At 71.2% G+C, this 12,161-nt stretch carries 13 protein-coding genes; 6 read left to right on the forward strand and 7 right to left on the reverse strand.

From position 1 onward, the window contains the following. Positions 1-398 precede the first annotated feature (398 nt). Together AB0N02_RS06590 and AB0N02_RS06595 are read left to right on the forward strand one after the other, a co-directional pair. The gene (locus AB0N02_RS06590) at positions 399-1,637 is read left to right on the forward strand and encodes an FAD-dependent oxidoreductase (protein WP_363943363.1); all 1,239 of its coding nucleotides are present in this window, start codon (positions 399-401) and stop codon (positions 1,635-1,637) included. A 270-nt stretch (positions 1,638-1,907) separates the two neighbouring features. After that, on the forward strand, positions 1,908-2,417 hold the full coding sequence (locus AB0N02_RS06595; RefSeq protein WP_363943365.1) for a GNAT family N-acetyltransferase: 510 nt from the start codon (positions 1,908-1,910) through the stop codon (positions 2,415-2,417). Positions 2,418-2,508: 91 nt separating this feature from the next. Here the strand turns inward: AB0N02_RS06595 and AB0N02_RS06600 are convergent, their stop codons facing one another. From AB0N02_RS06600 to AB0N02_RS06615, 4 genes are all read right to left on the reverse strand, one after another. Continuing rightward, positions 2,509-3,441, reverse strand: coding sequence for an acyl-ACP desaturase (locus AB0N02_RS06600; protein ID WP_363943367.1), 933 nt, complete (start codon positions 3,439-3,441; stop codon positions 2,509-2,511). A gap of 158 nt (positions 3,442-3,599) precedes the next feature. After that, positions 3,600-4,346 carry a DUF998 domain-containing protein gene (locus AB0N02_RS06605; RefSeq protein ID WP_363943369.1) on the reverse strand — a complete coding sequence of 249 codons (747 nt, stop codon included), beginning with the start codon at positions 4,344-4,346 and terminating at the stop codon, positions 3,600-3,602. Positions 4,347-4,525: 179 nt separating this feature from the next. After that, positions 4,526-5,734, reverse strand: coding sequence for a glycosyltransferase (locus tag AB0N02_RS06610; RefSeq protein WP_363943370.1), 1,209 nt, complete (start codon positions 5,732-5,734; stop codon positions 4,526-4,528). A gap of 19 nt (positions 5,735-5,753) precedes the next feature. Next, on the reverse strand, positions 5,754-6,572 hold the full coding sequence (locus AB0N02_RS06615; protein ID WP_363943371.1) for a DMT family transporter: 819 nt from the start codon (positions 6,570-6,572) through the stop codon (positions 5,754-5,756). 212 nt (positions 6,573-6,784) lie between these two features. Here AB0N02_RS06615 and AB0N02_RS06620 point away from each other — a divergent pair, with 212 nt between their 5' ends. After that, complete coding sequence (locus AB0N02_RS06620) at positions 6,785-7,186, forward strand: lipocalin-like domain-containing protein (protein ID WP_363943372.1); 402 nt, start codon at positions 6,785-6,787, stop codon at positions 7,184-7,186. Positions 7,187-7,327: 141 nt separating this feature from the next. Here AB0N02_RS06620 and AB0N02_RS06625 read toward each other — a convergent pair whose 3' ends face one another. Further along, complete coding sequence (locus tag AB0N02_RS06625; protein WP_363943373.1) at positions 7,328-7,981, reverse strand: DedA family protein; 654 nt, start codon at positions 7,979-7,981, stop codon at positions 7,328-7,330. Between the two features lie 351 nt (positions 7,982-8,332). Beyond that, positions 8,333-8,980: a VC0807 family protein gene (locus AB0N02_RS06630; protein WP_363943374.1), complete on the reverse strand. Its 648-nt coding sequence runs from the start codon at positions 8,978-8,980 to the stop codon at positions 8,333-8,335. A 421-nt stretch (positions 8,981-9,401) separates the two neighbouring features. Between AB0N02_RS06630 and AB0N02_RS06635 the strand changes: the two genes are divergently transcribed. Next, positions 9,402-9,746 (forward strand): luciferase family protein, encoded by a 345-nt coding sequence (locus tag AB0N02_RS06635; protein ID WP_363943375.1) that lies wholly within the window; start codon positions 9,402-9,404, stop codon positions 9,744-9,746. Positions 9,747-9,857: 111 nt separating this feature from the next. On the opposite strand, the gene leuE is transcribed toward AB0N02_RS06635, so the two are convergent. Then, positions 9,858-10,508, reverse strand: coding sequence for a leucine efflux protein LeuE (leuE, locus tag AB0N02_RS06640; protein WP_363943376.1), 651 nt, complete (start codon positions 10,506-10,508; stop codon positions 9,858-9,860). Positions 10,509-10,811: 303 nt separating this feature from the next. Between leuE and AB0N02_RS06645 the strand changes: the two genes are divergently transcribed. Both AB0N02_RS06645 and AB0N02_RS06650 read left to right on the forward strand, forming a co-directional pair. Next, positions 10,812-10,946 carry a hypothetical protein gene (locus tag AB0N02_RS06645; protein WP_363943377.1) on the forward strand — a complete coding sequence of 45 codons (135 nt, stop codon included), beginning with the start codon at positions 10,812-10,814 and terminating at the stop codon, positions 10,944-10,946. Further along, the gene (locus AB0N02_RS06650) at positions 10,946-12,082 is read left to right on the forward strand and encodes a putative sulfate exporter family transporter (protein ID WP_363943378.1); all 1,137 of its coding nucleotides are present in this window, start codon (positions 10,946-10,948) and stop codon (positions 12,080-12,082) included. Before AB0N02_RS06645 ends, AB0N02_RS06650 begins: the two co-directional genes overlap by 1 nt. The last annotated feature ends 79 nt before the right edge of the window (positions 12,083-12,161 follow it).

Here is a 12,161-nt window from a genome sequence, read left to right on the forward strand (position 1 = left end):
GCTTGTCGCCTCGGATTCACGCAGCGGCTGGGGACGGGACCGGGGGCGGAGCCGCCCGAGACCGCCGGCGACGCCGGTGAGGCGGTCGCGCTCCAGGCCGTCCACGGAACAACTCCTCGCATGACTGTAATCAGTGCGTTTCCGCAACGGTAAATCCACGTGAGCAGGAAGTCAACAAGTGATGAAATAACGCGTGTGATCGGACCGCCGGGGACGTGGGGACGGCGGGTGTGGGCGACGGACCTGGTCCGGATGGCCGGCGGTGGGGGAGATCGGCGACGGGCGTGTTCCGGAGGAACGGCTGTGAGAGCGGAGACACGCCCGGAGAGGTCGTCCTCCGTGGGCCAAGTTCTCCCAAGTGATCGAAACCGGGGCGGGAATTGGATAAGAAGGAGGACATGACTACCGAGCAGACGTTCGTCATCGTCGGTGCGGGCCTCGCCGGTGCGAAGGCCGCCCAGTCCCTGAGGGAGGAAGGCTTCGACGGCGGGATCACGCTGGTCGGCGCCGAGACCGAGCTGCCGTACGAGCGCCCTCCGCTGTCGAAGGGCTACCTCCTCGGTAAGGAGGAGAAGGCCAAGATCTACGTCCACGACGAGACCTGGTACCGCGAGCACTCCGTCGAGCTGGCGCTCGGCAACCGGGTGACGGGTCTCGACCGGGGCTCGCGCAGGCTGGAGCTCGACGGCGGCGGGCGGCTCGACTACGACAAGCTGCTGCTCGTCACGGGTGCCTCCCCGCGCCGGCTCGACGTGCCGGGCGTCCAGCTGGAGGGAATCCACTACCTTCGCAGCCTCGAAGACTCGGAACGGCTCCGTGAGACCATCCGGGGCGGTGGCCGGATCGTCGTCGTGGGGGCCGGATGGATCGGTCTGGAGACCGCGGCCGCCGCGCGGGAGTACGGCTGCGAGGTGACCGTCGTCGAGCCGCAGCCGGTGCCGTTGCGGGCCTCGCTCGGCCCCGAGATGGGCGCCTTCTTCGCCGACGTCCACCGGCGGCACGGGGTCGACCTGCGGTTCGGGCGGCAGGTGACCGCCTTCCTCGGCGGGGAGAGGCGGCTCCGCGCGGTGGTGACCGACGACGGCGCCGAGATCCCGGCCGACGCGGTGATCGTGGGGGCGGGCGTGCTGCCCAACGTCGAGCTCGCCGTGCTGTCGGGCCTGGCCGTCGACAACGGCATCGTCGTCGACCGGTCCCTGCGCACCGAGGATCCCGACGTCTACGCCGCGGGCGACGTGGCCAACGCCTTCAACCCGCTCTACGGCACCCGCATCCGCGTCGAGCACTGGGCCAACGCGCTCAACGGCGGCCTGACCGCCGGTAAGGCCATGCTCGGGCAGGACGTCGTCTACGACAGGCCGCCCTACTTCTTTACCGATCAGTACGACGTCGGCATGGAGTTCTCCGGCTGGTTCGCGCCCGGCGGATACGACTCCGTCGCCGTCCGCGGGGACCTGGAGGCGCAGTCGTTCTACGCCTTCTGGCTCGCGGAGGGCCGTGTCGTGGCGGGGATGCACGTCAACCAGTGGGACGACGGCATCGCGCCGGTGCAGGCACTGATCCGCGGCGGCGCGGCCGTCGACCCGGCCCGTCTCACCGACCTGTCGGTCCCGCTGTCCGACCTCGCGAAGAGCTAGGTGCCGCGACTCGGAAGTAGGTGCCGCGACCGGGAAGACCGGGAACGTTGACCGGGCCGGGCGCCGCCCGTCGGCGTCGATCCGCCCCGCTTCGCCGCCCGCCGTACCGGCGCCCGGACGGTCACGGGCGCGGTGAAGGCGGGCGGCGCGAACGCGGTGAAAGTGGGGTCGTCACGGATGTGGCGGAGGTAGGACGGTCACGGGCGCGATGGAGGCGGGTGCCGCGAATCGCACTTTTTTATGGCGGGGTCCCGGTGGGAGTGTGCGTTCATGGAGACCGAACGCAGGCGGATCGTGGTCCGGCCGTACCGTGCCGGAGACCGTGACGAGGTTCTGGCCCTGGCGCCCCGGCTCACCGAGGGGGTCGCGGCGTGGCGTGAGGCGGGGGCGGTCGCCGAGGCCGTCGTCGGCTGGGTGACGGGCTCGCTGGAGCGCGCCGCCCGGGGAGACGCCGGGGTGTTCGTGGCCGAGTGCGACGGCCGTGTGGCCGGGTTCGTGACCGTCACCGTACGCGCGCACTTCACCGGGCAGCTGGACGGATACATCGGCGAGCTCGCCGTCGCCCCCGATGCGACCGGGCGGGGTGCCGGGCGGGCTCTGGTGGCCGCGGCCGAAGGGTGGGCGCGTGACCGCGGTCTGGAGAACGTGGTGCTGGAGACCGGGGCGGCCAACCGGCAGGCTCTCGGGTTCTATCGCGCCCTGGGTTACGTCGCCGAGGAGGTACGGCTGCGCAGGCCCGTCGGCGCTCCCGGTCCGGCGGTCCGGGAGCCGCTCGGGTGAGCGGTTCCCGGCGGCGGACCCGGGAGGACGGAAAGGTCCCGACGCCGGAGGGCCCGGCGCGAGGCGTCCGGCGAACGGCCGGAGAGAGCGCTCAGGAGGTGGCGGCCTGGCGGGCGCGGCGGGCTTCGCGGCGCTCGACGAAGCGGGAGGCGGAGACCTCGAGACGGGCGAGGAACTCGGCGAGCTCCTCACGGGCCTTCTCGCCCTCGCCGTCGAGGTCCTTCATGTCGAAGACGGCCCACTGGCGCAGGACCGGCATGAGGACGTCGTCGATGTGGAGGCGCAGGTCGTAGATTCCGGCGTTGGCGATGGTCATCGCCTTGCGGCTGAAGCCCTGGATCCCGGTGCCGGGCATCTGGAAGGTGGTCACCACGTCGGTGACGGCGCGCATCGTCTGGCTCGGGGTGAGCTGGAAGGCCGCGTTGAGCAGGTTGCGGTAGAAGAGCATGTGCAGGTTCTCGTCGGCGGCGATCTTGGCGAGCAGCCGCTCGCAGTTCGGGTCCCCGGAGGCCTTGCCGGTGTTGCGGTGGGAGATGCGGGTGGCCAGCTCCTGGAAGGAGACGTAGGCCAGCGAGTGGAGCACGCCCTCGTAGGTGTTGCTGAACCCCTCCTCCATGTGGAACATGCGGGCACGCTCCAACGCGACCGGGTCGACCGCGCGGGTGACCGTCAGATAGTCGCGGATGGCGGTGCCGTGCCGGCCCTCCTCGGCGGTCCACCGGTGGACCCAGGTGCCCCAGGCGGCGTCGCGGCCGAAGGCGGTGGCGATCTCGTAGTGGTAGCTGGGGAGGTTGTCCTCGGTCAGCAGGTTGACGATGAGGGAGACCCGTGCCTCCTCGGGGATCGTGGAGTCAGTCTCGACCCAGGCGTCGCCGCCGAACACGCCGTCGTAGTCCCTGCCCTCGGACCACGGGACGTACTCGTGCGGGAACCACTCCTTGGCCACCTTGTGATGCCGGTCCAGCTCCCCGGCGACGACTGGCTCAAGCTCAAGCAGCAGCTCGGTCTGACTGAACTCGCGCATACGGCCTCTCCCTCACAGACTACGGAACCGTAACCTACGTTAGCGTAGGTAAAGCGAGGCCCGGTACGTGGGATATGCCGTCTCCCCCAATAAAAAAGGCCTTTCCGCAGGTGAGAGGGGCGAGCGCGGTGAGCTCCGGACTTGGCCGGAGCTCCTGGTCACGCGGGACCGAGGCCGAGCGGCTCGCGGGGATGAGGGACGTCGCCCGCGGACGGCTGGGCGGAGGCGGGGACACCCGTGGCGGGGCGCCCGGGGAAGGCGAGGAGCGTTTCCCCGGCGGGCCGGTCGCCCAGGGCGCGCGCGGCGAGGAAGACCACGGCCGCGTCGCCCAGCACCAGCAGGCGCTGGACCAGTCCGTAGTAGTCGGGGCCGTCGATCAGGGCCGAGGGCAGCGAACCCGGATGGGCGGCCAGGAACGCCGCGAGGAGCGCGATCGACAGCACGCTGGCCGCCGACAGCGCCGGGTTCCCGAACCGCCTGCCGAGCATCCAGCCCGCGCAGGGCAGCGCGGTGAAGACCACGGCCGCCGACCAGCGGTGGATCTCGCCGCCGACCGAGGTGACGCCCGGTGCCGCGTCCGTGGTGAAGACCGCGGTGAGCAGCAGCCCCAGGGCTCCGGCGAGGAGCAGCACGCGGGCGGCCGCGCTGCGGACCGGGTCCGTCCGTGCCAGGCCGTACGCGACCCACACCGCTCCCAGGGCGAGCGCGATCGTGCCGCCGACGATCGCCCAGGCGCTGGTGTCGAGCAGCGCGTAGTCGCTGATCACGGTGTTCATCGGGTTCACCTGCCCGGCGGCGGCCACGTGCGCGTAGGACGTCGCGGTCAGGGCGAGGACCGCGCCGGCCATCCCCGGCCAGCGCGGCATGCTCCCCGGGGGATACCCGGCCGCGGAGCGTCCGCTCACGGACTCTCCGATACCTCCGACGCTCCCGGCCGTGATCCCTCCGGCCGTGGAGCGCCTGGCCGCAGGCTCCCCGGCCGTACGGTTCACGTCCGCGTCCGCTCCGGTCGCCGCCCCTTCGTTCACAGTGCCTCCACTCACAGGGCTTCCGTTGACGGCGTCTCTGCCCGGGGAGCCCGCTTTCACCGCGCCACTTCCCGGTAGATCGCCTCGAATCTGGCGAGGGACGCCTGGTGGTCGTGGGTCATCGCGATCGCGCGGCTGACCGCCCCCATGGCGGCGCGCGTCTGCGGGGAGCCGAGCAGGTCGCGCAGGTGGCCGGCGAGCCCCCGCACGTCACCGGGGCGGAAGAGCCAGCCGTTCTCGCCGGGCCGTACGAGATGGGGCAGCGCCATCGCGTCGGCGGCCACCACCGGCAGGCCGGTGGCCATCGCCTCCAGGGTCGCGATGCTCTGCAGCTCGGCGATGCTGGGCATGGCGAACACGTCACCCGCGGCGTAGACCTGGGGAATCGCCTCGTCGGGCACGAACCCGAGGAAGAACACCCGGTCCTCCACCCCGATCCGGCGCGCCAGCTTTTCCAGCACCTCCCGCTGCCCCCCGCTGCCCACCAGCGCGAGCTGCGCGTCGGTGTCGTTGAGGAGGTACGGCAGGGCGCGGACGAGCTCGTCGAGCCGCTTCTCCTCGTCCAGCCGCCCCACGAACAGCACGGTGTCCCGGTCGGGCAGGTCGAAGGCCTTGCGCGCCCACGACTTCGGTTCGGCACGCGGCTGGAAGCGTTCGAGGTCGATGCCGCAGGAGACCGCCTCGACCGTGCGGGTGAACCGCCTGCCGGTGAGCAGCCCGGCGGCGATCTTGGTCGGCGTGGTCACCCGGTCGACCCGGGAGAAGATCCGGTTGAAGTCCCGCCAGGCCAGCTTGGCCGCCTGCGCGCGCAGCGGCCCCGGGACATGCGCGAACTGGAAGAGGTTGTCCGGCATGAAGTGGTTGGTCGCGACCACCGGAACGCCGCCGCGCCGGGCGGCCGCGATCGCGGCCCGGCCGATCACGAAGTGTCCCTGGACGTGGACCACGTCCGGGGTGATCGCGCCGACCAGCTGGTCCAGCCGGGTGGGCACCGAAAAGCGCATGGTCGGGTGGACCACCAGCCGCGCCGAGCGTAAGCGGTGCACGGTCACCCCGTCGACCTGGTCGGTCCTCGCGGATCCGGTGTCCGAGACGCAGACCACGTGGACCTCGTTGCCCCGCTCGGCCAGCCCGCACGCCAGCCGATAGGTGAAATAGGCGGTGCCGTTCACGTCCGGAGGGTAGGTGTCGGTGGCTATCATGATCCGCCGCGGACGCGTGGGGACGGTGTCGGGAGCGAGGATCGGGGCGGCTGACATGACCATCGGTACTCCGTTCGTCGAGCTATCGAGTAGTGGGGGACAGCGGAGTGGTGCGCGCCAGCGCGACGGTGCCGGCGATGGTGAGCGCCCCCGCGGCCAGCGCGGTCAGCGTGCTCGCCAGGCCGGTCGGCAGCGGTTCGTTGAGCAGTAGTGCCCCGAACGCGACGGCGGTGAGGGGGTCGGCCACCTGGAGCGCGGCGAAGGCGACGCCGAAGTGGCCGACGGCGTAGGCGCGCTGCAGCAGGGCCAGCGCGATCAGAGCGGGCAGCGGGACGGCGAGCATGAACCAGATCTCCCAGTTCCCGTAGACCACGACCCTGGTGAGGGTGGCGGTGGCCCCGTACAGCACGCCCGCCGCCATGGCGAGCAGGCCCGCCCGTCCGGCGGGCGGGGCCTGCCGGGCGACGCCCCACAGGATGAAGGCGACGGTGGCCGCCCCCGCGAGCAGGGTCACCGCCCCTCCGGTGCTGAGATGCGGATCGCCGGTGTGCGGGGGGATGGCCAGCACCAGGCCGATGAGCCCGATGGCGATCACCGCTGCGGCGGTCAGCTCGCTCGGCTCCGGCCTGCGGCGCCCCAGGGCGGCGGCGCAGGGCAGGGCGAACAGCAGGCTGGCCACGCCCATCGGCTGGACGACGGTGAGCGGGCCGTACCTCAGTGCGAGGACGTGCAGCGCGGTGCCCACTCCGATGGCGAGGCCACCGAGCAGCCACCTGGGACGCCGGAACAGGTGTCGTAGCGTGGGCCGCTCCGCGTCCGTCGCCTCGGCCTGCTGCAGTGCGGCTCCGAGTGCGAAGAACAGCGATCCCAGCAGTGCCAGGCCTGCGGCCAACACGGTCATGCACACTCCTCCCAAAGCAGATGAAGACATGGCGAGATGGCCGATACGCCTCAAATAGGCGTCCGGATGGGGTCTTTCGGGGGACCACTGGCAGCGTCCCGTGACACGGACGCCGAAGCCATCAGGGTTCTCCCTGACTTCCCGGGGAATTCCCCGGGATCCGGATCGGGGACTGTTGACCCGCTGGCTTCGCCTATCGTAGTTTCGCGGGCATGGATCTGGTCGGAGCATGGCGGCTGATCGAGTGGCGGATCACCCGTCCCGACGGACGCGCCTCCCACCCCTTCGGCCGAGACGCGATCGGCCTGCTCTGCTATACCTCCGACGGCCACATGAGCGTGACCATCGCGCGCGCGGGGCGTCCGCCCCTGCCCGAGGCCGACCCTCGCAAGGCATCCGCGGAGGCGCTGGCGGGGGCGTTCACCTCGTTCTTCTGCTATTCCGGCCGCTACGAGATCCGCGACGGCCACGTGGCCCACGACATCGAGGCGGCGCTCAACCCCGCCTTCGCCGGCACCACCCAGATCCGCGAGATGAACTTCGACGACGACCGGCTCGTCCTGGCCGCCCCCGAGGGCGGCAGGTGGCACACCCTGATCTGGAGGAGGGCATGAGCGCCGCGCGGCGCCTCCGGCCAGGCCCGCCGGGTTCACCGGCTTCGCCGGGCGTCTCGGGCCCCACGCGGGGACGCGCCCTCCGGATCCCCGCCTGACCGCGCGCTGTCCGGGCTTCCGCGCGGCGGTGCGGGGTGGTGCTCAGTCACGGGCCCTGACGGCGACCGGCCGCGGCTCGTCGGCGCCGACGGGGGCGGCGGTGCCCGCGGTACGGCGTCCCCGGACGTGCCGGACGATCTCCACCACCGCGGTGATCGACAGCGCGATGCCGAGACCGAGCAGCAGGCCCTTGATCGGGTCGTTCTCGAAGGCCGCGCCGCCCACGTAGCCGATCAGCCCCGAGTAGACCGCCCACGAGAGGGCCGCGACGGCGTCGAAGAAGGCGAACGCGCGCCGGGGGTAGGCGACCGCGCCCATGGTGAGGGTGCAGGCGGTCCTGCCCGCCGGGATGTAGCGGGCCACGACCAGGACCAGCCCGCCCCGCTGGGCCAGGGCCCGTTCGGCCCAGGCGATCGCCTTGCCGCTGCGTCTGCCGCTGCGCAGCCGGTGGTTGGTGGTCCGCCCGATGGCGTAGGAGATGTGGTCGCCGGCGAACGCGCCCAGCGCCGCCACCGCGATCACCAGCGCGAGGTTGGGGGCACCGGTCGAGGCGGCGAACACGCCCGCCGTGATGACGGACGTCTCGGCGGGCACCACAGGGAAGAACCCGTCGAGCATCGCCAGCGCGAACAGCGCCAGGTATATCCAGGGCGAGGACATCGCCTGGTGAACGGCGTCGAGAATGGCCTGGGTCACGCTGTGCTCCTGTAGGTGTGGGGAACCCGCTTACAGCACGGTGACGAGCTATCTGAATCCGGGCATCGGGGGCGGGCCCCCAAGTTTTCGGGGCAGATCCCTGAGATCCCTCAGGGGTCCATCACATCGACCATAGGAAGCGAGGGGAATCCCGCACATCCCGCATTCGGCTGCCGTGACCCCCTACTTTCGGCAGGGGTGCCCGTCCTCCGTACGGCCGAGACGTGTCGCCCGGGTCACTTTGTGACATCGCGGAGGTGACGGGCATGAGGCCGCGTCGTGTCAGGGGTGGAGAACCGGCCGGGCCGACCGGGATGTTCCGGCCGGCCGCTACCTCCGGGGCGCGCGGGGTCAGGCGGTCAGGGCGGCGGGAGCCGGGTCGTGGTGCAGGCGGCGCAGCACCCGCCGGAAGGCGTAGACGGAGACGGCCGCCGCCAGGCCGCTGATCAGGGCCACGACCGAGGTGCGGACCAGCAGGTAGGTGCCGATCGACTGGTGGAGCAGGAGCCAGATGCTCACCGAGGAGTTGGCCAGCAGGACGAAGGCCCACAGCAGGGTGATCCGGGCGAAGAACCGGCGGACACGCTCGTGCCTCAGCACCGCCGAGGGCAGGTGGATGTAGTCGAGGGTCAGCTTCTGCGCCAGCGGGCGGTTGAGCCGTACCGAGGCCAGAAAGGCCATGCTGATGCAGATCGTGCCGAGCTCGGGCTGGAGGAAGTAGACCACCGCGCTTCCGCTCCACAGCGCGAGCAACGCCCGGACGGTGATCGCGATGGCGGCCAGGACCATCGTCCCGGGCACCCGCACCCGCCGGATCAGCCGCCAGGCCACCCCCGCGTACACCCAGCTCACCGCCGCGATCAGGGCGCCGTTGAGACCGAGGACGGCCAGGGCGGCGTAGAAGACGGCCAGGGGGGCGACCACGCCCTCGAGCAGCTTCGGCACCGCCTGCCGGAGCAGGGCGGTGAGGCGGGGGAGGGCGACGGGTACATGGCTCATGACGCTCCACGGGACGGTGGAATGACCGGCGCTGAGGGCTTCCGCGCCTCCCCGGAGGTGGGGGTGCCGGACATATCGGGTCTGTCGTGTGGGCTTTCGCCGTGCCGGCGTGCCGGAGAGGCACCCCGGCTTGACCGGCCCCTTACCGTACCCGAGCCGAATGCATGCCTTCGCTATACCTGCCGATGCCGTATGGCCGGGTGCGGTTTCCGGTCCGTTGCCGTATGACGCGGCGACGCGGGGCCGGATCCCGCGGCTGCGGTACGCCGCCTGCCGGGGATCCGCTCGTCACGGCCCAGCAGGAGGCGCGGACACTCCGTCGCGGGCGAAGCTCGGGAAAGATGCCAAGGATCGTGGGAACGGTATAACGGTTCGGAAACGGAAGCTTTCCCGATGCGGTCAAGTCCGCGACGATTCAAACATGGCAGTACGCGCACACACGTCCGGCCGGTCGACCGAGGGTGTTGCGAATGTGGCGGCCCAGCTCATCGGCTGGCCAGACCTGGCGCTGAAACGTACCCGCAGGGGGCTGGGCTTCCGGGCCAGCGGCCGGGAGATCGTCAGGATGCCGGGGGACCACACCGCCGAGCTGCTGCTCACCACCGACGTGATCGACCGGTGGGCCCGGGTGCTCACCGACTGCAGGCGGGTCACCCCCGGCAGCACCGCCGGGTGGGTGACCATGACCATCGACGGCAGGGCCGACGCCGAGCTGTTCCTCTCGCTCGTCAGCGTGGCGATCAAGGTGAACCAGACGGCGCGATAGCCCCGGTCCCCGGCCCCGGCCGTGTGCCACGCGGCCCGGCCTCCGCGGCCGATCGGGGGGCGTGGCGGTCTTCCACGCCTGCCCGTGTGCCGCGACGGCCGGTGTCCGCGCCTATCCGAGCGTCGCGGTGGCCAGCCTCGCGCCGAAACCGATGAACAGCGCGCCGACCCCGCTGGTCAGCCCGGCCGCCAGCTTGCGGCGTGCGCGGAACTGGTTGGCGAGGAAGGTCCCGCCGAAGATCAGCGCGGACAGGTAGAGCACGCTGAACAGCTGGCAGATGGTGCCCAGGATCAGGAAGGACAGCACGGGCGCGCCGTAGGCCGGGTCGACGAACTGGATGAAGAACGAGATGAAGAACAGGATCGCCTTGGGGTTCATCAGGCTGATCACCAGGGCCTTGCGGAGGGGGTTCTCCGCGCTGCGCTGCGGTGCGGGAGCGGCCTGTGCCGCCGCGGGCGTCCGCCACGAGCGCCAGGCCCCGCGGAGCATCTGGAAGCCGATCCACGCGAGGTAGCCGGCTCCGGCGTACTTGACGACGTTGAAGAGGATCGGCGTCGACCTCAGGAGCGAGGCGACCCCGGCCGCCGCGAGCACCATCAGGACGGTGTCACCGATGAAGACCCCCGCCGCGGCGCGGTATCCCTGTCGCACCCCGCGCTGCGCGGCGGTGGTGAGCACATAGAGCGAGTTCGGGCCGGGCAGCAGGATGATGAGGAAGGCGCCGATGACATAGGTCCATATGTCGGTGATGCCGAAGAACATAGCGATGCTCCATGCGATGTTGCGAGATGCACCACACGGTACCCCCCGCGGGCCTTCTCCCGCCTCCCGGTATGGCTTCTCGGGCCCTCGCCGCGCATCCGGGCCGCCACCGCGCGTCTGGACCGTCACCATGTGCCCGGGTCGTCACCCTTTCCAGGCCGTCGTCATGTGCCCGGGTCGTCACCCTTTCCAGGCCGTCGCCGCGCATCGCGAGCCGCCGCCAGGGAAGGTGTTTACCTTTAATTCCTATCGAATTACCATGAAAATGCTCGGGGGGTGCCGTAGGACGAGTGAGGTCGTGAGATGAGCGAGACAGGTCCCCCAACCGCGCCCGAGGGCCGGACGGCGATCAACGAGGACTGGGCGGCCACGGTCGTCGGTCTGGTGCTGGTGGTGCTGGTCCTCACCGGGGTGATCCCCGTCGGGCTGGTGCCCTGATGAGCACAGAGAAGAGGAGAGAGGCCCCGGTCGGGGCCGCGCCGACGCCGGGAGCGGGAGCGGGGCCGGTGGGGGCGCTGCTCGGCGTCCTGGTCGTCCTGCTGCTGGCCGCGGTGACCCGTTACCTGGACCAGAACGTCCCCGCCCTGCTCAAGGGCACCGCGCTTGAGAACGTCGCCGCCGCGATCGAGTATCCGGTCTACGCGATCGTCATCGGGCTGCTCGGCAACGCCGTGCTCACCGCGACCGGGGTGCGCGACCGGCTGTCGGGAGGCTTCCGGACCGAGTTCTTCATCAAGACGGGCCTGGTCCTGCTGGGCGCCTCGATCAACCTCAAGGTGATCGTCACCGCCGCCGGGCCCGCGATCGTCCAGGCGATCGTGCTGATCACCACGGTGTTCCTGTTCACCTGGTGGCTCGGCGGCAGGCTCGGCCTGGACGACAGGCTCCGCGCGCTGCTGTCGGCCGCGGTGTCGATCTGCGGGGTGAGCGCGGCCATCGCGGCGGCGGGCGCCGTACAGGCCAGGCGCGAGCAACTCGCCTACAGCGCCAGCCTGGTGATCGCCTTCGCGCTGCCGTCCATCTTCATCCTGCCCTGGCTGGCGAGCGTGTTCGGGCTCAGTCCCGAGGTGGCCGGGGCGTGGATCGGCGGCAACATCGACACCACCGCCGCGGTGACCGCCGCCGGCGCGATCGTCGGGGACAACGCGCTGGCGGTCGCGAGCATCGTCAAGGTGACCCAGAACGCGCTGATCGGCATCGTGACCATCGGGCTGACCGCCTACTTCGCCTTCCGGGTCGAGCGCCGCGCCGACGCGAGCCGGCCGGGTCCCGGGGAGTTCTGGCGGCGTTTCCCGAAGTTCGTGCTCGGCTTCGTCGCGGCCTCCGTGATCGCCACCTGGTGGCTGACCACGGTGAGCGCGGCCACGGGGAAGGCGACCATCGGCGAGATCAACGATCTGCGCGTCTGGTTCCTGATCCTGGCGTTCGTCAGCATCGGCCTGGAGTTCAGGGTGGCCTCGCTCAGGGAGGCCGGCTGGCGTCCCGTGGGGGTCTTCGCCGCCGCGACCGCGGTCAACGTGGTGGTCGCCCTCGGGCTGGCACTCCTGCTGTTCAGCGGGTTCAGCGTCGCCTAGGAGGGGCGCGTCAGAGGGGAGAGGGGTCCGGTGCGGCGTGCCGCGCCGGACCCCGCCCGTCTCGCCGCGTCCTCGCCTC

This window comes from Streptosporangium sp. NPDC051022 (assembly GCF_040683035.1).
Classification (GTDB): domain Bacteria; phylum Actinomycetota; class Actinomycetes; order Streptosporangiales; family Streptosporangiaceae; genus Streptosporangium.

Bases quoted from the DNA above. Each gene is read 5' to 3' on its own strand.
- AB0N02_RS06590 (WP_363943363.1), top strand. From the start codon at position 399: ATGACTACCGAGCAGACGTTCGTCATCGTCGGTGCGGGCCTCGCCGGT.
- AB0N02_RS06650 (WP_363943378.1), top strand. From the start codon at position 10,946: ATGAGCACAGAGAAGAGGAGAGAGGCCCCGGTCGGGGCCGCGCCGACG.
- AB0N02_RS06600 (WP_363943367.1), bottom strand. From the start codon at position 3,441: ATGCGCGAGTTCAGTCAGACCGAGCTGCTGCTTGAGCTTGAGCCAGTC.
- AB0N02_RS06635 (WP_363943375.1), top strand. From the start codon at position 9,402: ATGGCAGTACGCGCACACACGTCCGGCCGGTCGACCGAGGGTGTTGCG.
- AB0N02_RS06595 (WP_363943365.1), top strand. From the start codon at position 1,908: ATGGAGACCGAACGCAGGCGGATCGTGGTCCGGCCGTACCGTGCCGGA.
- AB0N02_RS06645 (WP_363943377.1), top strand. From the start codon at position 10,812: ATGAGCGAGACAGGTCCCCCAACCGCGCCCGAGGGCCGGACGGCGATC.
- AB0N02_RS06610 (WP_363943370.1), bottom strand. From the start codon at position 5,734: ATGGTCATGTCAGCCGCCCCGATCCTCGCTCCCGACACCGTCCCCACG.
- leuE (WP_363943376.1), bottom strand. From the start codon at position 10,508: ATGTTCTTCGGCATCACCGACATATGGACCTATGTCATCGGCGCCTTC.
- AB0N02_RS06620 (WP_363943372.1), top strand. From the start codon at position 6,785: ATGGATCTGGTCGGAGCATGGCGGCTGATCGAGTGGCGGATCACCCGT.
- AB0N02_RS06630 (WP_363943374.1), bottom strand. From the start codon at position 8,980: ATGAGCCATGTACCCGTCGCCCTCCCCCGCCTCACCGCCCTGCTCCGG.
- AB0N02_RS06615 (WP_363943371.1), bottom strand. From the start codon at position 6,572: ATGACCGTGTTGGCCGCAGGCCTGGCACTGCTGGGATCGCTGTTCTTC.